Below are 23,872 nucleotides of genomic sequence, written 5' to 3' on the forward strand. Positions count from 1 at the left end.
CGGCCGTCTGTGGCGACCGGGATGACGGCTGTTCTCCTGAACGCTCCTGCTCCGTGGTTCTGCTTACTTCAACCCGCCAAAACGCCGATAAAAACTTTCCCCGACATCCGGCAGCGGCCCATCGGCATTTTCCAGGGCATGGTTCAGCCACTCCTCGGCCCGGGCATAGATCAGCCGATAGATGTTGCGGCACAACTGACGCGCCGCCCGGCCTTCCCAGTCGCCGGGAAGCAACTCATCCGGCAACTGCGGGTCGCGCAGCAGCAACTTGCGGTATTCATGAATAAGCAGGAGACGAGCCAGGAAACAATCCGCCGGCTGCAGTTGCTCCTGCTCGCGAAGCGCCTGCCAGAGCGGTCGGAACAGCTGGATGAACTCGCTGTAGTGCGCCGCCAGCTCGTCGATGTTCCAGCTCTCGCGCACCTGCAGGCGTAAGGCTTTGGAGGCCATCACATCCTGGGCGGTGGTTTCAAAGACGATGGTGTCTTCCTGCACCCCCAGGTCGAGCAGCGTGGCGTTGATGTCGGCGCGATCACTGCGGGGGCAAGCCAGCACCACCGGCGAGATCGCACCAAATCCTTGCCACTCCAACTCTTCGCGCACCTGCTTGCGCTTGTCCTGATTGAGCTGGGACAGCATCACCAGGCTCCAGGAGCCGTCCCAGGCCGGCACACTGGCGTTGTAGACCCGCTTGAAGGCCTTGTCGAAACGGCGGCGACCCGTGCCGGTCAGGCTGTAATAACTGCGGCGCCCGACCTTTTCTGCGGTCAGCCAACCTTCCTTGCTCAAGCGGAAGATCGAGGTGCGGATCAGCCGCTCATTGATGCCGATCGGCTCCAGCAATTGAATCAGGCTGCCCAGCCACACCGTACCGCCGTGGGGTTCGATGGCGTCGCCGTACAGGGTAATGATCAGCGAGCTGGCGCGAATCGGCGTCTGCTCCTGGAAACGAGTAATAAGTTGATTCAAAGGTGCGAGGGACGACATGGGCGTACCGAGAAAAAAGGAATAAATATACCGGGTTTCATAACGCTCGACCCGGCTGCGGCATTATTGCGCGCCTTTGGTTCGAAAGCCGCTGTCGCTGTGACGAGGACGATCGGTTTCGGGCGCGGCCAGGGGCTCGCAGACCTGCATGTTCTCCAGGCAACGCCGGGTCAGCACCTGATATTCGCGGGTTCCGGCCTGCTTCCAGGCCACTTCGTCGTCACTCAGGCGGCGCTTGACGCTGGCCGGCGTGCCCAGCACCAGCGACTGCTCCGGGCATTCGAACCCGGCCCGGACGAAGGCGGCGGCGGACACAAACGAACGCGGCCCGATGCGGGCGTTATCCATCACCACCGCATTCATCCCGACCAGCACATCGGCGCCGATCCGGCAGCCGTGCAACACCGCGCCATGACCAATGTGCCCGTTGCGCTCGACCACCGTGTCGCTGTCGGGAAAGCCATGCATCACACAGGTGTCCTGCAGGTTGGCCCCCTCTTCCAGCACGATCCGGCCGAAATCGCCGCGCAAACTGGCCAGCGGCCCGACATAACAATGAGGACCGATAATCACATCGCCGATCAGCACGGCGGACGGATGCACATAGGCGCTGGGATCGACCACCGGGGTCAGGCCATCGAGGCTGTAGCAGGTCATGAAACACTCCTGATAAGGCGCTGCAGGAAGCACTGCGCAAAGCGATGCCGCAATGGCTGCATTTTGTATCACATCGCTTTAATCGAACAAAGCGATTAAAAGCGTATCGCTTCACGATCAAGACACAAGGCAACCCTGCGCCGAACGACAAACACGCTTTAAAACCAATTAAACAGGGGTTAAAAGAATCAAAAACACCCGTTGATCTGTAGCAATTGGCCATCCAACGACAAACAATAAGACACATTAAATCAATTTTAATATTGCATTCGTGTATCACATTGGCGATATACTCGGCGAAAACCGGCGTCCCAGCCGATCCAATAATGAGCCGGCCCCAGGCCGAGCGTGCACCCGAGGGCATCCGCCATGCCTCAAACCCTTGCCGTCGAATGCTTCGAGCACGGCGTACGCCTGATTACCCTGCAACGCCCCCAGGCCTTGAACGCCCTGACCACCGAGTTGCTGGCGGAACTGGCCAGCGCCCTGGCCGAGGCTGAAGCCGACCCCGATGCCCGGGCGGTGGTCCTGACCGGCAGCGCCAGAGCGTTCGCCGCCGGCGCCGACATCAAGGAAATGGCCGAGCGCGACCTGGTGGGCATCCTCAATGACCCGCGCCAGGCGTCGTGGCACGCCATCACCCGCTTCAGCAAACCACTGATCGCCGCCGTCAACGGTTTCGCCCTGGGCGGTGGCTGCGAACTGGCGATGCACGCCGACATTATTATTGCCGGCGAAGACGCCCGCTTCGGCCAGCCGGAAATCAACCTCGGGATCATGCCCGGCGCCGGCGGCACCCAACGCCTGTTGCGCGCTGTCGGCAAGTCCATGGCCATGCAGATGGTCCTTGGCGGCGAATCAATCGACGCCCGCCACGCCCTGCGCGCCGGCCTGGTGAGCGAAGTCACTCAGCCCGAATACACCGTCGAGCGCGCCCTGCAACTGGCTACGCTGATTGCTGGCAAAGCCCCGCTGGCAGTGCGCCTGGCCAAGGAGGCGCTGCTCAAGGCCATGGACACCGACCTCGCTACGGGCCTGCGCTTCGAACGCCAGGCCTTCACCCTGCTGGCCGGCACCCGTGACCGCGACGAAGGCATACGCGCCTTCCAGGACAAGCGCCCGGCGCACTTCAGCGGGCAATGACCCGGCCCAGGCCCCCTTATTCGAACGACCTCGCAGAGAGCGCCATGACCATGAACTTCGAACACATCCTGTTTTCCATCGAGGCCGGCGTCGCCCTGCTTAGCCTCAACCGCCCCGAGCAACTCAACAGCTTCAACGCGCAGATGCACGGTGAAGTCAAACAGGCGCTGAAGCTGCTGCGCAGTGACCCGCAAGTCCGGGTGCTGTTGCTGACCGGGGAAGGCCGTGGCTTCTGCGCCGGCCAAGACCTCAGCGACCGCAACGTAGCGCCCGGCAGTGCCGTGCCGGACCTCGGCGAATCCATCGAGAAGTTCTACAACCCGCTGATCCGCCAACTGCGCGACCTGCCGCTGCCGGTGATCTGCGCGGTCAACGGTGTCGCAGCCGGGGCCGGGGCCAATATCCCGCTGGCCTGTGACCTGGTCCTGGCGGCGCGCTCGGCGAGCTTTATCCAGGCGTTCTGCAAGATCGGCCTGATTCCCGACTCCGGCGGCACCTGGACCCTGCCACGCCTGGTCGGCATGGCCCGAGCCAAGGCCCTGGCGCTGCTGGGCAATCGCCTGAGCGCCGAACAAGCCGAGCAATGGGGGCTGATCTACCGCTGCGTCGACGATGCCGATCTGCGCGACGAAGCCTTGAAGCTGGCGCGGCACCTGGCGACTCAGCCAACCTACGGCCTGGCCCTGATCAAGCGCAGCCTCAACGCCAGCCTGCACAACAGCTTCGACGAGCAACTGGAGCTGGAAAAAGACCTGCAACGCCTGGCCGGGCGCAGCGAGGATTACCGCGAAGGCGTCAGCGCCTTTATGGAAAAACGCACACCGACCTTCAAGGGCCGCTGACCATGAGCGCATTGACTACAGACGCCCGCATCGCGGTGATCGGGGCCGGCGCCATGGGGGCCGGCATTGCCCAGGTCGCGGCCCAGGCCGGGCATCGGGTGCAGTTGCTCGACAGCCGTCCCGGCGCTGCCGCCCAGGCCATCGCCGGCATCGACCGCCAGCTCGGCAAGCGAGTGCAGAACGGCAAGCTCGAGGCCCAGGCCCATCGCGCCACCCTGGACCGCCTGCAAGTAGCCGAATCCATCGACAGCCTGGCCGACAGCGACCTGATCATCGAAGCCATTGTCGAAAACCTCGAGGTCAAACAGCAGCTGTTTCGTCAGCTTGAAAACCTGTGCCAGCCCAGCTGCATCCTCGCCAGCAACACCTCGTCACTGTCGATCACCAGCATCGCCGCCGGCCTGACACGGCCCGAGCGCCTGCTGGGGCTGCACTTCTTCAACCCGGCGCCGGTAATGGCCCTGGTCGAGGTGATCTCAGGCCTCGCCAGCGACCCTGCCCTGGCCCGCTGCCTGTATGACACGGCGGCCGCCTGGGGAAAAAAACCGGTGCATGCCCGATCCACTCCGGGCTTTATCGTCAACCGCGTGGCCCGGCCGTTTTATGCCGAGAGCCTGCGCCTGCTGCAGGAAGGCGCCGCCGATTGCGCCACCCTCGATGCTTTGCTGCGCGAGGGCGGCGGCTTCGCAATGGGCGCCTTCGAGCTCACCGACCTGATCGGCCACGACGTCAACTACGCGGTGACCTGCTCGGTGTTCCACGCCTACTACGGCGACATGCGCTACCAACCGTCGCTGATCCAGAAAGAACTGGTGGACGCCGGCCATTTGGGCCGCAAGAGTGGCCAGGGCTTCTACAGCTATGCCGAAGGCGCCCCACGGCCAGCCCCTGCCCAGCTCGAAAGCCAGGCCAGCATTGACTGCTGCGAAGTCGAGGGCGACCTCGGTATCGCCCGCGAACTGCTGCCGCGCCTGCGCGAGGCCGGCATTCACCTCACTCTTCGCGACGGCAGCGGCCTGCTGCGGGTTGGCGACGCGGTGCTGGCCCTCAGCGATGGCCGCTCGGCCAGCCAACGCGCCCGTGCCAGCGGCCTGCGCAACCTGATCCTGCTGGACCTGGTGGGCGATTTTTCCAGTGCCTGGCGCATTGCCATCAGTTGCAGCGCCGACACCTCGCCCCAGGCTATGGAGCAAGCCGTGGCGTTGTTACAGCGCGCCGGGCTCAAGGTCAGCCAAGTCACTGACAGCCCGGCACTGGTGGTGCTGCGCAGCGTGGCGATGCTCGCCAACGAGGCCGCGGACGCCCTCCTGCACGGAGTGGCCAGCGCTGCCGACATCGACCTGGCGATGCGCGCCGGCGTCAACTATCCCCAGGGCCCGCTGGCCTGGGCCGACCGCATCGGCCTGGCGGCGCTGCTGCACGTCCTGGAAAACCTGCAAGCCGCCTATGGCGAAGAACGTTACCGGCCGTCCCTGCTGCTGCGGCGCAAGGTAGCCGAAGGGAGCAACTTCCATGACTAACCACCAAGCCATGAACCTGGCCAGCCAATGCGCACAAAGCCTGTTTGAACGTGACCAGGCCAGCCAGGCCATGGGCATGCGCCTGCTGTCAGTGGCGCCGGGGGCCGCCCGACTGGGCATGAGCGTCGGCGCCCATATGCTTCAGGGCCACGGCACCTGCCACGGTGGCTACCTGTTCGCCCTGGCGGATTCGGCCTTCGCCTTTGCCTGCAACAGTTACAACGAGGCCACCGTGGCCATCGGCTGCAGCATCGACTACATCGCCCAGGCACGCCTGGGCGACACCCTCACCGCCGACTGCATCGAACAAAGCCGTAGCGGTCGCACCGGTAACTACGACGTGCGCATTGAAAACCAGCAAGGGCAGTTGATTGCCCTGTTCCATGGCAAATCCTACAAAGTGCGCGGCCCGGTGCTGGCGCAGGAGACCCCCAATGAATGACGCCCTGATCATCGATGCAGTCCGCACCCCCATCGGCCGCTATGCCGGCGCCCTGAGCAGCGTGCGCGCCGACGACCTTGGCGCGATACCCCTGCGCGAACTGCTGCGCCGCCACCCGCAAGTGGACTGGAGCACGGTCGACGATGTGCTCTACGGCTGCGCCAACCAGGCCGGCGAAGACAACCGTAACGTGGCGCGCATGTCGGCCCTGCTGGCTGGACTGCCGGTCAGCGTACCCGGGACCACCCTCAACCGCCTGTGCGGCTCCGGCCTGGACGCCATTGGCAGCGCGGCGCGGGCGATTCGCTGCGGCGAGGCTTCGCTGATGCTGGTGGGTGGCGTCGAGTCGATGTCCCGTGCACCCCTGGTGATGGGCAAGGCCGAGACCGCGTTTTCTCGCCAGGCGCAGCTTTTCGATACCACCATCGGCTGGCGCTTCGTCAACCCGTTGATGGAGCAGCAATATGGCATCGACTCGATGCCGGAGACCGCCGAAAACGTCGCTGCGCAGTTCAATATCTCCCGCGCCGACCAGGACGCCTTCGCCCTGCGCAGCCAGCAACGCGCCTCTGCCGCCCAGGCCAGCGGGCGCCTGGCCCGTGAAATAGTCGCGGTGCAGATCCCTCAGCGCAAAGGTCCGGCCATCGTTGTCGAACACGACGAGCACCCACGGGGCGACACCACCCTCGAACAGCTGCAAAAGCTCGGCACGCCATTCCGCAAGGACGGCACCGTCACCGCCGGCAACGCCTCCGGGGTCAATGACGGCGCCTGTGCGCTGCTGCTGGCCAATGCCGCCACCGCCCAGCGTTACGGGCTCAAGGCCCGGGGTCGGGTGGTGGCCATGGCCACGGCCGGAGTCGAGCCGCGAATCATGGGCATCGGCCCGGTTCCGGCGACGCGCAAGGTCCTGGAACTGGCCAACCTCAGCCTGGCAGACATGGACGTGATCGAACTCAACGAAGCCTTCGCTGCCCAGGGTCTGGCCGTGCTGCGTGAACTGGGGCTGGGGGATGACGATCCACGGGTCAACCCCAATGGCGGCGCCATCGCCCTGGGCCACCCCCTGGGCATGAGCGGCGCGCGCCTGGTGACCACGGCCCTGCACGAACTGGAACAACGCCAGGGTCGCTACGCCTTGTGCACCATGTGCATCGGCGTCGGCCAGGGCATCGCCCTGATTATCGAAAGGTTCTAGTAGAAACAACGCAAGACCCAGGGTGCCGCCAGGTATCCTTGGCGCATGCACTCAAGACCCGCTTGCCGGCGGGTCGCAACACAAAAACAATTCGAGTGAAGTCATGAACATGCCAATTGCCAAAGCCGTGCTTGACCCCGTGCTGGACCCGCTGGAGACCGCCAGCATCGACCAACTGCGCCAGCATCAGCTTGACCGGCTGCGCTGGAGCCTGAACCACGCCTACAACAACGTACCGCTCTATCGCCAGCGTTTCGACGAACTGGGGGTGCACCCTGACGATGTGCGCAGCCTCGATGACCTGGCAAAATTCCCCTTCACCACCAAGTCCGACCTGCGTGACAACTACCCCTACGGCATGTTCGCCGTACCGATGCAGGACGTGGTGCGACTGCACGCCTCCAGCGGCACCACCGGCAAACCGACAGTGGTCGGGTACACCCAGAACGACATCGACACCTGGGCCAACGTGGTGGCGCGCTCGATCCGCGCCGGTGGCGGGCGGCGTGGCGACAAGGTGCATATCTCCTACGGCTACGGCCTGTTTACCGGTGGCCTGGGGGCGCACTACGGCGCCGAGCGCCTGGGCTGCACCGTGATCCCGATGTCCGGTGGGCAGACCGAAAAACAGGTGCAACTGATCAAGGATTTCCAGCCGGACATCATCATGGTCACGCCCTCCTACATGCTCAACATCGCCGATGAAATCGAGCGCCAGGGCATCGACCCGCAAAAGCTCGCGTTGCGCCTGGGCATCTTCGGCGCCGAACCCTGGACCGCCGAACTGCGCAGCGCCATCGAGCAACGACTGGGGATCACTGCCCTGGATATCTATGGCCTTTCGGAAATCATGGGCCCGGGGGTGGCCATGGAGTGCGCCGAGACCAAGGATGGCCCGACCATCTGGGAAGACCACTTCTACCCCGAGATCATCGACCCCATCACCGGCGAGGTACTGCCCGACGGGCAGATGGGTGAGCTGGTCTTCACCTCGTTGAGCAAGGAAGCCTTGCCGATGATCCGTTACCGCACCCGCGACCTGACGCGGCTCCTGCCCGGCACCGCCCGCCCCATGCGCCGTATCGACAAGATCACCGGACGCAGCGATGACATGCTGATCATTCGCGGCGTCAATGTGTTCCCGACCCAGGTCGAGGAACAGGTGCTCAAGGTCCGGCAGCTGTGCGAGAGCTATGAGATCCATCTCTATCGCAACGGCAACCTCGACAGTGTCGACGTACACGTCGAACTCAAGAGCGAGCACCAGCACCTGCCTGAAGAGCAGCAGAAAACCATCTGCAGCGAACTGAGCCGGCACATCAAAACCAACATTGGCATCAGTTCCCGTATCGTTTTGCAGCCGGCGTTCTCCATCAAGCGCTCCGAAGGCAAGGCCTGCCATGTGATCGACAATCGCAAATAACCACCCCTGCCCCTGCCACGCCCCGCATCGCCCGATGCCGGGGCGCCCCTCCGCTTCAAGCCCCTGAAACAGCGTGGTGAACGCCCTCCGTGGCGAGGGAGCTTGCTCCCGCTCGGCTGCGCAGCAGCCGCAATCACCCCGACTCCATCTCCCTGATACACCGCATCACCCGGTTTCAGGGCCGCTGCGCGCCCCAACGGGAGCAAGCTCCCTCGCCACAACGGCCCGACAGTGCTCGCCTGACAGCCTTGAGAAGCCCCCCATCGTTGCAGCCAGAAAACACCCCAACACATCCGATCCCCCCTGTGGCGAGGGAGCTTGCTCCCGCTCGGCTGCGCAGCAGCCGCAATCACCCCGACTCCATCTCCCTGATGCACCGCATCACCCGGTTTCAGGGCCGCTGCGCGCCCCAGCGGGAGCAAGCTCCCTCGCCACAACGGCCCGACAGTGCCCGCCTGACAGCCTTGAGAAACACCCCATCGTTGCAGCCAGAAAACACCCCAACACACCCGATCCCCCCCTGTGGCGAGGGAGCTTGCTCCCGCTCGGCTGCGCAGCAGCCGCAATCACCCCAACTCCATCTCCCTGAGGCACCGCAACACCCAGATTCAGGGCCGCTGCGCGCCCCAGCGGGAGCAAGCTCCCTAGCCACAGAGGCCTGACAGCACTCGCCTGACAGAATTGAGAAGCAACCCCTGATCTAGAGCCTTCATCCCCCAATGCGATACAAAAAAATATACGACACGTTATTTTGTGTTTGATATTTATTTATGTATCACATATAAAGTTCTCCATGCCCACGCACACCTTCACGGCGGGAGACACGTCATGTATGCACAGTTGGTAGAAACCGGGGTCAAGAGCATCAAAAGCCTGTCGGAGATGTCCGAGCAGGAGCGCGCTTTCCAGGAAAAAATTGATTCGGAAATCAAGATCGAAGCCAAGAACTGGATGCCCGATGCCTATCGCCAGACGCTGATCCGGCAGATTTCCCAACACGCCCACTCGGAAATCGTCGGCATGTTGCCCGAGGGCAACTGGGTGGCTCGCGCGCCGACCCTCAAGCGCAAGCTGCAACTGATGGCCAAGATCCAGGACGAAGCCGGTCACGGCCTGTACCTGTACAGCGCCATGGAGACCCTGGGCGCCGACCGCGACGAGGAGATCGCCAAGCTGCACAGCGGCCGCGCCAAGTACTCGAGCATCTTCAATTACCCAACCCTGAACTGGGCCGACATGGGCGCGGTGGGCTGGCTGGTGGACGGCGCGGCCATCGTCAATCAGGTGGTGTTGCAGCGCACCTCCTACGGCCCCTATTCCCGGGCCATGGTGCGCATCTGCAAGGAAGAGAGCTTCCACCAGCGCCAGGGCTACGAGGTGCTGCTGACCATGATGCGCGAGGGCAACCAGGCGCAGAAAGACATGGTCCAGGACGCCATCAACCGCCTGTGGTGGCCGGCCCTGATGATGTTCGGCCCCAGCGACGAACACTCGCCCAACAGCGCCCAGTCCATGGCCTGGAAAATCAAGCGCCAGAGCAACGACGAGCTGCGCCAGCGCTTTATCGACCAGACCATCCCGCAACTGGAACTGCTGGGCTGCACCTGCCCCGACCCGGACCTTGTGTGGAACGCCGAGCGCGGCCACTACGATTTCGGCGAAATCCAGTGGGACGAATTCTACGAAGTGCTCAAGGGCAATGGCCCGTGCAACCAGGAACGCGTCGCGACCCGGCGCAAGGCCATTGAAGACGGCGCCTGGGTGCGCCAGGCCGCTGTCGCCCACGCCCGCAAGAAAACCAATAAAAACGCCGCCTGATCGCCCGTCGATCAAACGCCTGATGTGGAGTCACCCCGATGTCTGAATGGACCCTCTTCGAAGTTTTCGTGCGCAGCAAGCACGGCCTCAACCACAAACACGTCGGCAGCGTGCATGCCGCCGACAGTGTCATGGCCATCGAGAACGCCCGCGAGCTGTACACCCGCCGTAGCGAGGGTGTGAGCCTGTGGGTGGTGCCATCCAATCTGATCGTCGCCTCGTCCCCGGACGAGAAAGACCCGCTGTTCGACCCGGCCGACGACAAGGTCTATCGCCACGCCAGCTTCTACGAGCTGCCGCCTGAAGTCGGACACATGTGAGGCCGACCATGACCACTCAAACCGATCTGATCCAATACCTGCTGCGCCTCGGTGACAGCGCCCTGATCCAGGGCCAGCGCCTGTGCCAATGGTGCGGTCGCGCGCCAGCGCTGGAAGAAGAGCTGGCACTGATGAACGTTGGCCTCGACCTGGTGGGCCAGGCCCGCAACTGGCTGGACTACGCCGCCGAGTTGCTCGACGACGGCCGCGACGCCGACCACCTGGCGTTCCGCCGCGACGAGCGCGCCTACCGCAACCTGTTGCTGGTGGAGCAGCCCAACGGCGACTACGCGGTGACCATGCTCAAGCAGTTTTTCTATGACGCCTGGCACCTGGAAGTGCTCCAGGGCCTGAGCCGGTCCAGCGACGAGCGCATCGCCGGGATCGCCGCCAAGGCGGTCAAGGAAGCCACCTATCACCTGCGCCGCTCCGGCGAATGGGTCGAACGTCTGGGCGACGGCACCGAAGAGAGCCATCAGCGCATGCTCGATGCCATCCCCCTGCTGTGGCGCTTCACCATCGAGCTGATCAGCGGTGACGACAGCGAAACCCGCCTGCACGCCGCCGGCCTGGTGCCGGATGCCGCGCAGATCGCCAGCGCCTGGCAGGCCCGGGTCGAGCAGGTCTTCACCCGCGCCACCCTGCCCCTGCCTGCGGCGCCGAGCTACTTCTACCTCGATGCCCGTCGCGGCCTGCACAGCGAACACCTGGGCACCCTGCTGGCGGAAATGCAGTTCCTGCCCCGAGCGTACCCCGATGCGACCTGGTGAGCTGATCACCAGCGACCAGGGCGCGCGGGCGGTACAGCCAGGCGACCTGGACGCGGCCTGGGCGACCCTGGCCCAGGTCATGGACCCGGAAGTGCCGGTGGTCAGCGTGGTCGACCTCGGGATCGTCCGCGATCTCGATTGGCGCGACGGCCACCTGCACGTGGTAGTGACCCCGACCTACTCCGGCTGCCCGGCCACCGAGGTGATCGAAAGCGACATCAGCGACGCCCTGGAACTCGCCGGTTTCCGCGCTCCGCAGCTGCAACGCAAGTTGACCCCGGCCTGGAGCAGCGACTGGATCACCGACGACGGTCGCGAACGCCTGCGGGCCTATGGCATCGCGCCGCCGCGCCCGGGCAGCACCAGCAAACGCGGTCTGCTGGGAGAGCGCCACGACATCCTCTGCCCGCAATGCGGCAGCGCCCATACCGAGCTGCTCAGCGAGTTCGGCTCGACCGCCTGCAAGGCGCTGTATCGCTGCCGTGACTGCCTGGAACCGTTCGACTACTTCAAGTGCATCTGAGCGGCCGCTTGCCGTGTCAGTGGGAGACCCACAATGAGCAAATTCCACAGCCTGGTGATCAAGGATGTGCGCACCGAAACCCGTGACGCCGTGTCCATCGCCTTCGAGATTCCGCAGCACCTGCAGGACAGCTTTCATTTCACCCAGGGCCAGCACCTGGTGATGCGCACCCAACTGGACGGTGAAGAAGTGCGCCGCTCCTATTCGATTTGCACGGGGGTCAATGACGGCGAACTGCGCATCGCCATCAAGCGTGTGGCCGGCGGACGTTTCTCGGCCTTTGCCAACGAACAGCTCAAGGCCGGGCACCGCCTGGAAGTGATGCCACCCGCCGGGCATTTTCATGTCGAACTGGACCCGGCGCGGCACGGGCGCTACCTGGCGGTGGCTGCCGGCAGCGGTATCACGCCGATCCTGTCGATCATCAAGAGCACCCTGGAAACCGAACCCCACAGCCAGGTCACCCTGCTCTACGGCAACCGTTCCAGTTCCGGTGCGTTGTTTCGCGAACAGCTCGAGGACCTGAAGAACCGTTACCTGCAGCGCCTGAACCTGATCTTCGTTTTCAGCCGCGAGCAGCAGGATGTCGACCTCTATAACGGCCGGATCAACGCTGAGAAATGCGAGCAGCTGTTTTCCCGCTGGCTCGACGTCAAGGCCCTGGACGCGGCGTTTATCTGCGGCCCCCAGGAAATGACCGAAACCGTGCGCGACAGCCTCAAGGCCAAGGGCATGCCGGCCGAGCGCATTCACTTCGAACTGTTTGCCGCCGCCGGCAGCCAGCAAAAACGCGAGGCCCGCGAAGCTGCACGCCAGATCGACGCCGCCACCAGCCAGATCACCGTGATCAGCGATGGCCGCGCCCTGGCCTTCGACCTGCCGCGCAACACTTTGAGCATCCTCGACGCCGGCAACATCCAGGGCGCCGAGCTGCCTTATTCGTGCAAGGCCGGGGTCTGCTCCACCTGCAAATGCAAGGTGATCGAAGGCGAGGTGGAAATGGACAGCAACCACGCCCTCGAGGACTACGAAGTGGCGGCCGGCTACGTGCTGTCGTGCCAGTCATTCCCGGTCAGCGCCAAGGTGGTGCTGGACTTCGACCAACTCTGACGCCAGCCGTCACCCCAGCAGCGCCTGCCACCGTGCAGGCGCGATGCCTGACGCCGTGCCCGCAACCTGCTTCACCCAAAACAAAAACAACAACCCAGAGAGCGCCGCCATGACCCCGCAAGAGATACAACAGATCAGTCAGCACCCGGATTTTATCCAGCTGGTGCGCCGCAAACAGAACCTCTACTGGTCGCTGAGCCTGGCGATGCTGGTGATCTATTACGGCTTTGTGCTGCTGGTGGCGTTTTCCCCCAGCACCCTGGGCCAATCCCTGAGCGGCGGCGTGACCACGGTCGGCATGCTGGTGGGCGTGGTGATCGTGCTGCTGGCCTTTGCCCTGACCGGTTTCTATGTGTACCGCGCCAACCACGTGATCGACCCGCTGAACGAAAAACTCAAGCAGGAGTGCGCCCAATGAAGCGCCTCCTGACCCTGCTCCTGCTGCCTTGTGCCTTCGCCACTAACGTTGCGCTGGCCGCCGAAGGCAGCGCCCGGCCGTTGAACTGGAACGCCATCGGCATGTTCCTGGTGTTCGTCCTGTTCACCCTCGGCGTCACCCGCTGGGCGGCCCTGCGCACCCGTTCGGCCAGTGATTTCTACACCGCCGGTGGCGGCATGACCGGCTTCCAGAACGGCCTGGCGATTGCCGGCGACATGATCTCCGCCGCGTCCTTCCTCGGCATCTCGGCCATGATGTTCCTCAACGGCTATGACGGACTGTTGTACGCCCTGGGGGTGCTGGCCGGCTGGCCGATCATCCTGTTCCTGATCGCCGAACGCCTGCGCAACCTGGGCAAATACACCTTTGCCGACGTGGTGTCCTATCGCCTGGAACAAACCCCGGTGCGCCTGACTTCGGCCTTCGGCACCCTGACCGTGGCCCTGATGTACCTGGTGGCGCAGATGGTCGGTGCCGGCAAGCTGATCGAGCTGCTGTTTGGCATCAGCTACCTGTACGCGGTGATGCTGGTGGGCGTGCTGATGGTGTTTTACGTGACCTTCGGCGGCATGCTCGCCACCACCTGGGTGCAGATCATCAAGGCGGTGATGCTGCTGTTCGGCACCAGCTTCATGGCCTTTATGGTGCTCAAGCATTTCGGTTTCAGTACCGAGGCGATGTTCGCGGGTGCCAGTGCGGTGCACGCCAAGGGCAGCGCGATCATGGCCCCGGGCGGTCTGCTGTCGAACCCGATCGACGCCATCTCCCTGGGCCTGGGCATGATGTTCGGCACCGCCGGCCTGCCCCATATCCTGATGCGTTTCTTCACCGTCAGTGATGCCAAGGAAGCGCGTAAAAGCGTGTTCTACGCCACCGGTTTCATCGGCTATTTCTACCTGCTGCTGATCATCGTCGGCTTCGGTGCCATCGTCATGGTCGGCACCGACCCGGCATTCCGCGATGCCAACGGCGCGATCATCGGCGGCGGCAACATGATCGCCGTGCACCTGGCCCAGGCCGTGGGCGGCAACCTGTTCCTCGGTTTCATCTCGGCGGTGGCCTTCGCCACCATTCTCGCGGTGGTGGCCGGCCTGGCGCTGTCCGGTGCCTCGGCGGTGTCCCATGACCTGTATGCCTGCGTGATCCGCAAGGGCCAGGCCACCGAGAAGCAGGAAATCCGCGTATCGCGCATCGCCACCCTGTGCATCGGCGTGCTGGCGATCATCCTTGGCCTGTTGTTCGAGTCGCAGAACATCGCCTTCCTCTCTGGCCTGGTGCTGGCGATTGCCGCCTCGGTCAACTTCCCGGTGCTGTTCCTCTCCATGTACTGGAAAGGCCTGACCACCCGTGGCGCGGTCACCGGCAGCCTGGCCGGCCTGATCTCGGCCATTGTCCTGCTGGTATTGAGCCCGGCGGTCTGGGTCAACGTCCTGCACCACGAGCAGGCGCTGTTTCCCTACTCCAACCCGGCGCTGTTCTCCATGAGCCTGGCGTTCCTCAGCGCGTGGCTGTTCTCGGTGACCGACCGCTCGCCCCGGGCCGAACTGGAGCGCGGGCGCTACCTGGCGCAGTTCATCCGCTCGATGACCGGCATCGGCGCCTCCAGCGCCAGCAACCACTGAACTCACCACGACCGATCGGATGACAGGGAATAACAACAATGAACCCCGCTCACATCGCTTCACCCAAGACTCTACTGTCGATCATGGCGGCCCTCAGCCTGCCGCTGTTCGCCCCCAGTGCCCTGGCCGACTTCATTGGGGACAGCAAGGCGCGGCTGGAGCTGCGCAACCATTACCTGAACCGTGATTTCCGCCAGGACAACGCCGCGCAGTCCAAGGCCGAGGAATGGGGCCAGGGCTTTACCGCCCGCATCGAGTCCGGTTTTACCGAGGGCACCCTGGGCTTCGGCCTGGATGCCCTGGGCGAGTTGGGACTCAAACTCGACTCCAGCCCCGACCGCCGTGGCACCGGCCTGCTGCCCTATGGCCCCAACAGCCATGAGCCGGCGGACGAGTTCAGCGAACTGGGGCTGACCGGAAAGCTGCGCCTGTCCAAAAGCGTGTTGAAGCTCGGCACCTTGCAGCCATTGCTGCCGGTGGCCACCTACAACGACACCCGACTGCTGGGCTCGACCTTCCAGGGCGGCCTGCTCACCAGCCAGGAAATCAGCGGCCTGACCATCAATACCGGGCGCCTGACCAAGACCAACCTGCGGGATTCCTCCAGCAACGACGACATTGGCTATGGCGCCGCCCGCAGCGACCACTTCGATTTCGCCGGCGGCAGCTATGCCTTCAACCCACAACTGAGCCTGAGCTATTACTACGGCAAGCTCGATCAAATCTATCGCCAGCAATTCCTCGGCCTGGTGCACAGCCAGCCCCTGGGCAACGGCTTCAGCCTGCGCAGCGACCTGCGCTATTTCGACAGTCGCGGCGACGGCGCCGAACGTGCCGGGCGTATCGACAACCGCAACTTCAACAGCATGTTCACCCTGGCCCACGGCGCGCACAAAGTCAGCGCCACCTGGCAGCAGCTGTCGGGTGACAGCGCCTTCCCGTTCCTCAACGGCGGCGATCCGTACGTGGTCAACCTGGTGACCTACAACACCTACACCCGCGCCGAAGAAGACTCCTGGCAACTGCGCTACGACTACGACTTCGCCGCCCAGGGCATTCCCGGCCTGACCTTCATGAGCCGCTACACCGATGGCCGCCACGTCAAGGCCGGTGCCGTCGACAACGGCCGCGAATGGGAACGCGACACCGACATCACCTACGTCATCCAGAGCGGCGTGTTCAAGGACGTGAGCATTCGCTGGCGCAACCTGACGTTCCGCTCCGGCAATGGCTTGAGCACCGCCATCGATGAAAACCGACTGATCCTCGGTTACACCCTGGCGCTTTGGTAAACCCCCTCCGGCGCGGTTCGCCGCGCCGGCCTCATTTTTCACCCGGAGCAATCGTGATGCCTCACGCCCCTACCCTGCAAAGCTTCATCGCCGGCCGCTGGATCGGCCAACACGGTGCCCAGGTGCTGCGCAGCGCCCTTGATGGCCATGAACTGGCACGCACCCATGAAGAACGCCCGGACTTCGCCGAAGCCGTCGAGCATGGTCGCCGCGCGGGCAACGCCGCGCTGATGGCCCTGGATTTCCAGCAACGGGCCCAGCGTCTCAAGGCCCTGGCGCTGTACCTCAGCGAGCGCAAGGAACAACTGTACGCCCTGTCCCACCACAGCGGCGCCACCCGCGCCGACAGCTGGATCGATATCGAAGGCGGCAACAGCACGCTGTTCACCTATGCCAGCCTCGGCGCCCGCGAACTGCCCTCGGGCAACATCGTGCATGAAGGCCCGGCAGTGCAACTGAGCAAGCTCGGGAGCTTTGCCGGCACTCATATCCTGGTGCCCCGTGGTGGCCTGGCGGTGCACATCAATGCCTTCAACTTTCCAATCTGGGGCATGTTGGAAAAATTCGCCCCCTGCTTCCTCGCCGGCATGCCGTGCATCGTCAAGCCGGCCAGCGCCACCAGCTACCTGACCGAGGCCGTGGTGCGCCTGATGGACGAGTCGGGCCTGCTGCCCAGCGGCAGCCTGCAACTGGTGATCGGCAGCACCGGCGACCTGCTGGACCGTCTCGAAGGTCAGGATGTGGTGACTTTCACCGGCTCCGCCGACACCGCGGCCAAGCTGCGGGTCAACCCGAACCTGATTCGCCACTCGGTGCCGTTCAACGCTGAAGCCGACTCGCTGAACTGCGCAATCCTGGCCCCGGACGTGACCCCGGACGATGAAGAGTTCGAGCTGTTCATCAAGGAAGTCGCCCGGGAAATGACCACCAAGGCCGGTCAGAAATGCACCGCCATCCGCCGTGCCATCGTCCCGGCCAAGCACATCGACGCCGTGGCCAGCCGTCTGCGCGAGCGCCTGGCCAAGGTGGTGGTCGGTGATCCATCGGTGGAAGGCGTGCGCATGGGCGCCCTGGCCTCCCACGACCAGCAACTGGATGTGGCCGAGCGCGTGGCAAGCCTGCTGCACAGCAGCGACCTGCTGTTCGGTGCCCGCGACGGCTTCGAACCCCGCGGCGAAAACGTCAGCCAGGGGGCATTCTTCGCCCCAACCCTGCTGCTGGCCCGCGACCCGCATGGGGCGGGTGCCCACGATATCGAAGCCTTCGGCCCGGTCAGCACGCTGATGGCTTATGACGACCTGGACGAAGCCCTGGCCCTGGCGGCTCGCGGCAAAGGCAGCCTGGTGGGCAGCCTGGTGACCCGCGATCCGCAGATTGCCGCCAAGGCGATCCCGGTGGCAGCTGCCTGGCACGGTCGCTTGCTGGTGCTGGACCGCGAATGCGCCGGCGAATCCACCGGCCATGGCTCACCCTTGCCCCAACTGAAACACGGCGGCCCGGGCCGCGCTGGCGGTGGCGAGGAACTCGGGGGGCTGCGAGCGGTGAAGCATTACCTGCAACGGGCCGCCGTCCAGGGCTCGCCGAGCATGTTGGCGGCGGTTACCGGCGAATACGTGCGCGGGGCCAAGGTGATCGAGACCGAGGTGCATCCGTTCCGCCGCTTCTTCCAGGACCTGCAGATCGGCGAGTCGCTGCTGACCCATCGCCGCACGGTGACCGAGGCGGATCTGGTGAACTTTGGCTGCTTGTCCGGCGACCATTTCTATATGCACTTCGATGAGATCGCCGCCAAGGAATCGCAATTCGGCAAGCGCATCGCCCATGGTTACTTCGTGCTGTCGGCGGCGGCCGGGCTGTTCGTCTCCCCGGCACCGGGCCCGGTACTGGCCAACTACGGCCTGGACACCCTGCGCTTTATCAACCCGGTGGGCATCGGCGACACGATCCAGGCGCGCCTGACCTGCAAACGCAAGATCGACCAGGGCAAACTCAGCCCCCAGGGCATCCCCCAAGGCGTCGTGGCCTGGGACGTGGAAGTGACCAACCAACTGGGCGAACTGGTGGCCAGCTACGACATCCTGACCCTCGTCGTCAAACGCGAAGGGTAAGCCCCCGCGAGCCTGTAATCGCTGCCGAGCTTGGCGAGGCTGCGCTGGCCGGGATGGGCGCTGGAGTACATCCGGGAGGAATGGGTTGTACTTCAGGGCCAGCGCCCGAACGCGGCCCGAGCCTTCGGCAGCGGCTACGGTTTGTGACAAAAGATTTCATCGATCCTTGCTCTTCAATGCGGCTTGCGGCACTTTGCGCGCTTCTCAATAAAAGGAGCCGCCGATGTCCGGTTCAATGGCCCAGGCGTTTGCCCATAACTTTCTCGGTCAATCACCACGCTGGTACAAGGCCAGTATCGTCGCGTTCCTGATTCTCAATCCGTTGCTGTTCTGGCTGGTTAGCCCGGCAGCGGCTGGCTGGCTGCTGGTGCTGGAATTCATCTTCACCCTGGCCATGGCGCTCAAGTGCTACCCGCTGATGCCCGGCGGCCTGTTGCTGGTGCAAGCTCTGCTGCTGGGCATGACCACACCCCAGGCACTGTATGAAGAGCTGCTGCACAACTTCCCAGTGATCCTGCTGCTGATGTTTATGGTGGCCGGCATCTACTTCATGAAGGAGCTGCTGCTGTTCCTGTTCTCCCGGCTGTTGCTCGGGGTGCGCTCCAAGGTGCTGCTGGGCTTGCTGTTCTGCTTCCTCTCGGCCTTTCTTTCGGCGTTCCTCGACGCTTTGACCGTGACGGCGGTGATTATCAGCGCCGCCGTGGGCTTCTACTCGGTGTATCACCGCGTGGCCTCGGGCAACGACCCACGCCAGGAAGGCGATTTCAGCGACGACCAGCGGCTGCCCAAGTTGCACCACGAGGACCTGGAGCAGTTCCGCGCCTTCCTGCGCAGCCTGCTGATGCACGGCGCGGTCGGCACTGCGCTGGGCGGTGTGTGCACCCTGGTGGGTGAGCCGCAGAACCTGCTGATCGGTCATGAAATGGGCTGGCACTTCGCCGAGTTCCTGCTGAAGATCGCCCCGGTGTCACTGCCGGTGCTGGCTGCCGGACTGCTGACGTGCGTGCTCCTGGAGAAACTGCGCTGGTTCGGCTACGGCACCCTGTTGCCGGACAATGTGCGCGCCGTGCTGGCCGATTACGCCGCCGTCGATGATGCCGAGCGTACCCCGCGCCAGCGTGCGGCACTGCTCGTACAGGGCCTGGCAGCCCTGATCCTGATTGCCGGCCTGGCCTTGCATATCGCCGAAGTGGGGCTGATCGGGCTGATGGTGATCGTGCTGATCACCGCCTTCACCGGCATTACCGAAGAGCACCGCATCGGCAATGCGTTCAAGGACGCCATGCCATTCACCGCACTGCTGGTGGTGTTTTTTGCGGTGGTGGCGGTGATTCACGATCAGCAACTGTTCACGCCACTGATCCAGTGGGTGCTGGCCCTGCCGCCGGAGCAACAGCCAGGCATGCTGTTTATCGCCAACGGCCTGCTGTCGGCCATCAGCGATAACGTGTTTGTGGCGACCATTTACATCACCGAGGTGAAGCAGGCCTTCCTCAACGGGCACATGAGCCGTGAACACTTCGAAACCCTGGCCATCGCCATCAACACCGGCACCAACCTGCCCAGCGTCGCTACGCCCAATGGCCAGGCGGCGTTCCTGTTTTTGCTGACCTCGGCGATTGCCCCGCTGGTGCGCCTGTCTTACGGGCGCATGGTGTGGATGGCCCTGCCCTACACCGTGGTGATGGGCCTGCTGGGCTGGTACGCGGTGAGTTACTGGTTGTAGCGATGGGCCGGCACCGGGCTCAAGGACCTGGCGCCGGCGATCGGCTGGCGCGAGCGATCAGCGCGCCAGGATATAACTCTCGATGGCCTGCGCCGCACCATCATCGACGTTGCTCGCCGTGACCCGGTCAGCCTGGCGCCTGACCTCCTCCTGCGCCTGGCCCATGGCAATCGACAACCCGGCCTTGTGAAACATCGCCGGATCATTGCCGCCATCGCCCAGTGCCGCCGTGTGCGCCAGGTCTACCCCGAGAAAAGCCGCCAGGGTCACCAGGGCCTGACCTTTGTTGGCCTCCATCGCCGTGACATCCAGGTACACCGGCTGCGAGCGCGACACCTGGGCCTGACCTTCGACCCGGGCTTGCAATTGCGCCTCCAGCTCCACCAGCAACGACGCGTTGTTGCTCGCGGCCACAATCTTGTCGATGCGCGGCAAGTACTCCTCAAAACCCTTGACCACCACCGGCGGGTAGCCAAGGCCATGTTGCTCGCGTGGCACCATCGGCCCGTGGGGGTCGCGCAACAACCACTCACCGTCGGCAAACACCCAGACTTCCACCTCGGGCTGCGTCGAAAACAGCTCAATGGTGGTGATCGCCGCGTCTACCGGCAGGTGATGGCGGGCGAGAAAGCGGCCATCGGGATGGACAATGGTGCCGCCATTGAAGGCCGCCGTGGGCAGGTCGACGCCCAGGGTCTTGATCTGGGCCAGCATGGCCCTGGGTGGGCGGCCGGTGGCGAGGCTGAAATAAATCCCCGCCTCACGCAGCGCCCTTACCGCGTCGATGGTGCGCGAGCTGAGGCTGTGATCGGGCAGCAACAAGGTGCCGTCCATGTCGCTGAGCAGGAAGCGGATGGGCTGTCGCGTAGCGTCATTCATCCGAGGCTGTGCCATTCGCGACCATCGCGGGCCAGCAGTTGGGTTCCAGCCTCTGGGCCATCTGCACCGGCCTGGTAGGCCTGCACGCTGGCGTCTTCCTTCCAGGCGTCGAGGAACGGCTGCACCGCACGCCAGCCATTCTCGATATTGTCGGCACGCTGAAACAGGGTCTGGTCGCCGGTCAGGCAATCGTAGATCAGGGTTTCGTACCCGGTGGACGGCTGCATTTCGAAGAAGTCCTTGTAGGCGAACCCCAGCTCGATATTGGCCATGTCCAGGGTCGGCCCGGGCTTTTTCGCCAGCAGGTCGAACCACATGCCCTCATTGGGCTGGATCTGGATCCGCAGGTAGGTCGGTTGCAGTTTGTCGACCTCGGTGTCGCGAAACTGAGCATAGGGCGCCGGCTTGAAGCAGATGACGATCTCGGTGTCGCGCACGCTCATGCGCTTGCCGGTGCGCAGGTAGAACGGCACCCCGACCCAGCGCCAGTTGTCGATCATGACCTTGAGCGCCACATAGGTTTCGGTGCTGCTGTCCGGCGCCACATTGGGCTCCTCGCGATAGCCCGGCAACGCCTTGCCGCCGGCCTCACCGGCCACGTACTGGCCACGGACCGAGTTGGCGCGAGCCTCTTCTATCGTCCAGGGCCGGATAGCGCCGACCACCTTGGCCTTTTCGCCGCGCACGGCATCGGCGCCGAAGGCCGCGGGCGGCTCCATGGCCACCATGGCCAGGAGCTGGAACAGATGGTTGGGCACCATGTCGCGCAAGGCACCGGTGTGTTCATAAAAGCTGCCACGGGTTTCCACACCAACGGTTTCTGCCGCGGTGATCTGCACGTGGTCGATGTAATGGTTGTTCCAGAAAGCTTCGAACAGGCTGTTGGAGAAACGGCTGACCAGAATGTTCTGCACCGTCTCCTTGCCCAGGTAATGGTCGATGCGGTAGATCTGCTTTTCGCTCATGACCTTGAGCAGACAACCGTTCAGGGCTTCGGCAGATTGCAGGTCGGAGCCGAAGGGTTTCTCGATCACTACACGGCGAAAGGCCTCGGGGCTCTCCTCCAGCAATCCGGCCGCACCCAGGCGCTGCACCACTTCACTGAAGAAACGCGGCGCGGTGGCCAGGTAGAACACCGCATTGCCGGTGCCGCTGGCAGCGATCTTGGCGGCCAGCGCGCTGTAGGTCGAATCGTCGAGGAAGTCGCCCTGGACGTAGCTGATGCCCTGGGCCAGCTTGGCCCAGCGCTGCGGGTCCAGGGTCGCGCCGTCGCCGACCTTGTTCGCCACTTCGGTGCGCAGGAAGTCTTCCAGCTTCTTGGCGAAGTCCACATCGCTGATAGCGTTGTGATCGACCCCGACAATCCGCAAGCCCTCGTTCAGCAAGCCATCGCGACTGAGGTTGTACAACGCCGGCATCAACAGGCGCTTGACCAGGTCGCCATGGGCGCCAAACAGAAACAGGGTGGTGGGCGGTGCGGGTTCAGCCTTGGATTTCCTGCGCACAGTGGTCATTTTTTCGAAGTCTCCACGTGGCCGCCGAAGCCGAAGCGCATGGCCGACAACAGTTTATCGCCGTAGGTGCTTTGCTGGCGTGAACGGAACCGGGCGAACAGCGAGTTGGACAGCACCGGTACCGGCACCGACTGCTCCATGGCCGCTTCGATGGTCCAGCGCCCTTCCCCACTGTCCGCGACCGAACCGGAGTAACCGTCGAGCTTGGGATCGGTGGCCAGGGCGTCGGCGGTCAGGTCCAGCAGCCACGAGGACACCACGCTGCCACGACGCCAGACTTCCGCGATATCGGCGACGTTGAGGTCGAAACGCTGATCTTCAGGCAGGTTTTCCGAAGCCTTGGTCTTGAGAATGTCGAAGCCTTCGGCAAAGGCCTGCATCATTCCGTACTCAATGCCGTTGTGGATCATCTTGACGAAATGCCCGGAGCCCGCAGGGCCGGCATGAATGTAGCCACGCTCGGCACGGTCATCTTCGGCAACCCGGTCCTTGGTCCGCGGGATGTCGCCATAACCTGGCGCCAGGGCAGCGAACAGCGGGTCCAGGCGCTTAACCTCGTCGGCATCGCCGCCGATCATCATGCAGTAGCCGCGCTCCAGGCCCCAGACGCCGCCGGAGGTGCCGACATCAATGTAGGTCAGGCCTTTTTGCGCCAGGCTGTGGGCGCGGCGAATATCGTCCTTGTAGTAGGTGTTGCCGCCATCGATGATCACATCGCCCGCTTCCAGCAGTTGGCTCAAGGTCTCGATGGTGTCTTCGGTGGGTGCGCCGGCCGGCAGCATGACCCATACCGCACGCGGTTTTTCCAGGCCTGCCACCAGGGCCGGCAGATCGGCCACGCCCTTGGCGCCTTCACCGCTCAGGGTGCTGACAAACTCGGCGTTGCGGTCATACACCACGGTTTCATGCCCGTTGAGCATCAGGCGCCGTGCAATGTTGCCGCCCATGCGGCCCAGTCCGATAATCCCCAGTTGCATGTGCTGATGCTCCTTACTACGAATAGATTTGTGTCAAAAGGTTATAGCCCAATGGGGCCAATGAGGGTTAGTCCAGAGCGCCCGGACTTAGTTTCCCATGCAGACAGTGGATAACGACGCAAATCGCCTCGAAGACACAACGACATTGAAAAATAAAAAAGTTCCCTTTGCCGGCAAAAGAAATCAAAATCGGCGCCGATAGTGTTTTGACCCTCGAAACCGAGCGGTACACACACAGTTGAGACACGCCATTTGCGAGGTGAGCAATGGGCACAGTACTACCGGCACGACCTGCACAAACCCTGTATGTCACGATCCGTCGTGATGAATTGCGTCAATTGAAAGCAGAACGCGATCAACTGCAGCAGGAACTCTCGCAACTGCGTCTATTGCTTCAAGGCCAGGGCCAGACCGCCCAGATCACCAGCCTGCACGCACCCTCGCCGAACTGAGTCCCGCCAGCGGACCCAGCATTCAACCTGACGCAGCCCTCTGCGCCACATCGCCGGCGTCATCCCTTGCGGGGATGATGCCGGCAATGACTGCAACCCCCTCATCAGCC

22 protein-coding genes and 1 pseudogene are annotated in these 23,872 nt (G+C 63.8%); 17 read left to right on the top strand and 6 right to left on the bottom strand.

Going from position 1 to position 23,872, the window contains the following annotated elements:
* Positions 1-63 precede the first annotated feature (63 nt).
* Together paaX and paaY are read right to left on the bottom strand one after the other, a co-directional pair.
* The gene (gene paaX, locus ACOZJV_RS04295) at positions 64-987 is read right to left on the bottom strand and encodes a phenylacetic acid degradation operon negative regulatory protein PaaX (protein ID WP_201130837.1); all 924 of its coding nucleotides are present in this window, start codon (positions 985-987) and stop codon (positions 64-66) included.
* A 63-nt stretch (positions 988-1,050) separates the two neighbouring features.
* The gene (gene paaY / locus ACOZJV_RS04300) at positions 1,051-1,644 is read right to left on the bottom strand and encodes a phenylacetic acid degradation protein PaaY (RefSeq protein WP_421546924.1); all 594 of its coding nucleotides are present in this window, start codon (positions 1,642-1,644) and stop codon (positions 1,051-1,053) included.
* Positions 1,645-2,013: 369 nt separating this feature from the next.
* Between paaY and paaF the strand changes: the two genes are divergently transcribed.
* The 6 genes from paaF to paaK all read left to right on the top strand — a co-directional run bounded on the left by paaF (position 2,014) and on the right by paaK (position 8,212).
* Positions 2,014-2,787 (top strand): 2,3-dehydroadipyl-CoA hydratase PaaF, encoded by a 774-nt coding sequence (gene paaF, locus ACOZJV_RS04305; protein ID WP_421546925.1) that lies wholly within the window; start codon positions 2,014-2,016, stop codon positions 2,785-2,787.
* A 50-nt stretch (positions 2,788-2,837) separates the two neighbouring features.
* Positions 2,838-3,629, top strand: coding sequence for a 2-(1,2-epoxy-1,2-dihydrophenyl)acetyl-CoA isomerase PaaG (gene paaG, locus ACOZJV_RS04310; protein ID WP_078472284.1), 792 nt, complete (start codon positions 2,838-2,840; stop codon positions 3,627-3,629).
* 2 nt (positions 3,630-3,631) lie between these two features.
* Entirely contained in the window at positions 3,632-5,149 is a 1,518-nt protein-coding gene (gene paaH, locus ACOZJV_RS04315; protein ID WP_421546926.1) for a 3-hydroxyacyl-CoA dehydrogenase PaaH, read from the top strand.
* Positions 5,142-5,591: a hydroxyphenylacetyl-CoA thioesterase PaaI gene (gene paaI / locus ACOZJV_RS04320; protein ID WP_421546927.1), complete on the top strand. Its 450-nt coding sequence runs from the start codon at positions 5,142-5,144 to the stop codon at positions 5,589-5,591. Before paaH ends, paaI begins: the two co-directional genes overlap by 8 nt.
* Entirely contained in the window at positions 5,584-6,789 is a 1,206-nt protein-coding gene (pcaF, locus tag ACOZJV_RS04325; RefSeq protein ID WP_421546928.1) for a 3-oxoadipyl-CoA thiolase, read from the top strand. The genes paaI and pcaF overlap by 8 nt, the downstream gene beginning before the upstream one ends.
* A 103-nt stretch (positions 6,790-6,892) precedes the next feature.
* Positions 6,893-8,212, top strand: a complete 1,320-nt coding sequence (gene paaK, locus ACOZJV_RS04330; protein ID WP_078472178.1) for a phenylacetate--CoA ligase PaaK — start codon at positions 6,893-6,895, stop codon at positions 8,210-8,212.
* Between the two features lie 89 nt (positions 8,213-8,301).
* Here paaK and ACOZJV_RS04335 read toward each other — a convergent pair.
* Positions 8,302-8,652 (bottom strand): annotated as a pseudogene (locus ACOZJV_RS04335) (hypothetical protein); the annotation flags it as partial.
* A 388-nt stretch (positions 8,653-9,040) separates the two neighbouring features.
* Between ACOZJV_RS04335 and paaA the strand changes: the two are divergent.
* The 10 genes from paaA (at position 9,041) to nhaB (ending at position 19,940) form a co-directional block, all read left to right on the top strand.
* Positions 9,041-10,030, top strand: coding sequence for a 1,2-phenylacetyl-CoA epoxidase subunit PaaA (gene paaA / locus ACOZJV_RS04340; protein ID WP_078472177.1), 990 nt, complete (start codon positions 9,041-9,043; stop codon positions 10,028-10,030).
* Between the two features lie 38 nt (positions 10,031-10,068).
* A complete protein-coding gene (gene paaB / locus ACOZJV_RS04345) occupies positions 10,069-10,350 on the top strand; it encodes a 1,2-phenylacetyl-CoA epoxidase subunit PaaB (protein ID WP_020298111.1) in 282 nt (93 codons plus the stop codon).
* Positions 10,351-10,358: 8 nt separating this feature from the next.
* Positions 10,359-11,120, top strand: coding sequence for a 1,2-phenylacetyl-CoA epoxidase subunit PaaC (gene paaC / locus ACOZJV_RS04350; protein WP_421546929.1), 762 nt, complete (start codon positions 10,359-10,361; stop codon positions 11,118-11,120).
* Positions 11,107-11,643: a 1,2-phenylacetyl-CoA epoxidase subunit PaaD gene (gene paaD / locus ACOZJV_RS04355; RefSeq protein ID WP_421546930.1), complete on the top strand. Its 537-nt coding sequence runs from the start codon at positions 11,107-11,109 to the stop codon at positions 11,641-11,643. Before paaC ends, paaD begins: the two co-directional genes overlap by 14 nt.
* Positions 11,644-11,676: 33 nt before the next feature.
* Positions 11,677-12,753, top strand: a complete 1,077-nt coding sequence (paaE, locus tag ACOZJV_RS04360) for a 1,2-phenylacetyl-CoA epoxidase subunit PaaE (RefSeq protein ID WP_421546931.1) — start codon at positions 11,677-11,679, stop codon at positions 12,751-12,753.
* Between the two features lie 109 nt (positions 12,754-12,862).
* Positions 12,863-13,171, top strand: coding sequence for a DUF485 domain-containing protein (locus tag ACOZJV_RS04365; protein ID WP_043229807.1), 309 nt, complete (start codon positions 12,863-12,865; stop codon positions 13,169-13,171).
* On the top strand, positions 13,168-14,814 hold the full coding sequence (locus tag ACOZJV_RS04370) for a cation acetate symporter (RefSeq protein ID WP_421546932.1): 1,647 nt from the start codon (positions 13,168-13,170) through the stop codon (positions 14,812-14,814). Before ACOZJV_RS04365 ends, ACOZJV_RS04370 begins: the two co-directional genes overlap by 4 nt.
* A gap of 38 nt (positions 14,815-14,852) precedes the next feature.
* On the top strand, positions 14,853-16,106 hold the full coding sequence (locus tag ACOZJV_RS04375) for an OprD family porin (protein ID WP_421546933.1): 1,254 nt from the start codon (positions 14,853-14,855) through the stop codon (positions 16,104-16,106).
* 56 nt (positions 16,107-16,162) lie between these two features.
* Positions 16,163-18,214 (top strand): phenylacetic acid degradation bifunctional protein PaaZ, encoded by a 2,052-nt coding sequence (gene paaZ / locus ACOZJV_RS04380; protein WP_421546934.1) that lies wholly within the window; start codon positions 16,163-16,165, stop codon positions 18,212-18,214.
* A 223-nt stretch (positions 18,215-18,437) separates the two neighbouring features.
* Entirely contained in the window at positions 18,438-19,940 is a 1,503-nt protein-coding gene (gene nhaB / locus ACOZJV_RS04385; protein WP_078472171.1) for a sodium/proton antiporter NhaB, read from the top strand.
* Positions 19,941-19,997: 57 nt separating this feature from the next.
* On the opposite strand, the gene ACOZJV_RS04390 is transcribed toward nhaB, so the two are convergent.
* From ACOZJV_RS04390 to gnd, 3 genes are read right to left on the bottom strand one after another with little or no spacing between them, the layout of a single operon-like run.
* Positions 19,998-20,819, bottom strand: coding sequence for a Cof-type HAD-IIB family hydrolase (locus tag ACOZJV_RS04390; RefSeq protein WP_421546935.1), 822 nt, complete (start codon positions 20,817-20,819; stop codon positions 19,998-20,000).
* Positions 20,816-22,333, bottom strand: a complete 1,518-nt coding sequence (zwf, locus tag ACOZJV_RS04395) for a glucose-6-phosphate dehydrogenase (RefSeq protein WP_421546936.1) — start codon at positions 22,331-22,333, stop codon at positions 20,816-20,818. The genes ACOZJV_RS04390 and zwf overlap by 4 nt, the downstream gene beginning before the upstream one ends.
* Complete coding sequence (gnd, locus tag ACOZJV_RS04400; RefSeq protein WP_338013629.1) at positions 22,330-23,334, bottom strand: phosphogluconate dehydrogenase (NAD(+)-dependent, decarboxylating); 1,005 nt, start codon at positions 23,332-23,334, stop codon at positions 22,330-22,332. Before gnd ends, zwf begins: the two co-directional genes overlap by 4 nt.
* A 242-nt stretch (positions 23,335-23,576) precedes the next feature.
* On the opposite strand from gnd, the gene ACOZJV_RS04405 reads away from it, so the two are divergent.
* Complete coding sequence (locus ACOZJV_RS04405) at positions 23,577-23,762, top strand: DUF6026 family protein (RefSeq protein ID WP_043229767.1); 186 nt, start codon at positions 23,577-23,579, stop codon at positions 23,760-23,762.
* Positions 23,763-23,872: the final 110 nt, after the last annotated feature.

Source organism: Pseudomonas sp. QD4 (assembly GCF_049199125.1).
Taxonomy (GTDB): Bacteria; Pseudomonadota; Gammaproteobacteria; order Pseudomonadales; family Pseudomonadaceae; genus Aquipseudomonas.

Coding starts and splice junctions, on each gene's coding strand:
- paaX (WP_201130837.1), bottom strand. CDS start 987: ATGTCGTCCCTCGCACCTTTGAATCAACTTATTACTCGTTTCCAGGAG.
- paaY (WP_421546924.1), bottom strand. CDS start 1,644: ATGACCTGCTACAGCCTCGATGGCCTGACCCCGGTGGTCGATCCCAGC.
- paaF (WP_421546925.1), top strand. CDS start 2,014: ATGCCTCAAACCCTTGCCGTCGAATGCTTCGAGCACGGCGTACGCCTG.
- paaG (WP_078472284.1), top strand. CDS start 2,838: ATGAACTTCGAACACATCCTGTTTTCCATCGAGGCCGGCGTCGCCCTG.
- paaH (WP_421546926.1), top strand. CDS start 3,632: ATGAGCGCATTGACTACAGACGCCCGCATCGCGGTGATCGGGGCCGGC.
- paaI (WP_421546927.1), top strand. CDS start 5,142: ATGACTAACCACCAAGCCATGAACCTGGCCAGCCAATGCGCACAAAGC.
- pcaF (WP_421546928.1), top strand. CDS start 5,584: ATGAATGACGCCCTGATCATCGATGCAGTCCGCACCCCCATCGGCCGC.
- paaK (WP_078472178.1), top strand. CDS start 6,893: ATGAACATGCCAATTGCCAAAGCCGTGCTTGACCCCGTGCTGGACCCG.
- paaA (WP_078472177.1), top strand. CDS start 9,041: ATGTATGCACAGTTGGTAGAAACCGGGGTCAAGAGCATCAAAAGCCTG.
- paaB (WP_020298111.1), top strand. CDS start 10,069: ATGTCTGAATGGACCCTCTTCGAAGTTTTCGTGCGCAGCAAGCACGGC.
- paaC (WP_421546929.1), top strand. CDS start 10,359: ATGACCACTCAAACCGATCTGATCCAATACCTGCTGCGCCTCGGTGAC.
- paaD (WP_421546930.1), top strand. CDS start 11,107: ATGCGACCTGGTGAGCTGATCACCAGCGACCAGGGCGCGCGGGCGGTA.
- paaE (WP_421546931.1), top strand. CDS start 11,677: ATGAGCAAATTCCACAGCCTGGTGATCAAGGATGTGCGCACCGAAACC.
- ACOZJV_RS04365 (WP_043229807.1), top strand. CDS start 12,863: ATGACCCCGCAAGAGATACAACAGATCAGTCAGCACCCGGATTTTATC.
- ACOZJV_RS04370 (WP_421546932.1), top strand. CDS start 13,168: ATGAAGCGCCTCCTGACCCTGCTCCTGCTGCCTTGTGCCTTCGCCACT.
- ACOZJV_RS04375 (WP_421546933.1), top strand. CDS start 14,853: ATGAACCCCGCTCACATCGCTTCACCCAAGACTCTACTGTCGATCATG.
- paaZ (WP_421546934.1), top strand. CDS start 16,163: ATGCCTCACGCCCCTACCCTGCAAAGCTTCATCGCCGGCCGCTGGATC.
- nhaB (WP_078472171.1), top strand. CDS start 18,438: ATGTCCGGTTCAATGGCCCAGGCGTTTGCCCATAACTTTCTCGGTCAA.
- ACOZJV_RS04390 (WP_421546935.1), bottom strand. CDS start 20,819: ATGAATGACGCTACGCGACAGCCCATCCGCTTCCTGCTCAGCGACATG.
- zwf (WP_421546936.1), bottom strand. CDS start 22,333: ATGACCACTGTGCGCAGGAAATCCAAGGCTGAACCCGCACCGCCCACC.
- ACOZJV_RS04405 (WP_043229767.1), top strand. CDS start 23,577: ATGGGCACAGTACTACCGGCACGACCTGCACAAACCCTGTATGTCACG.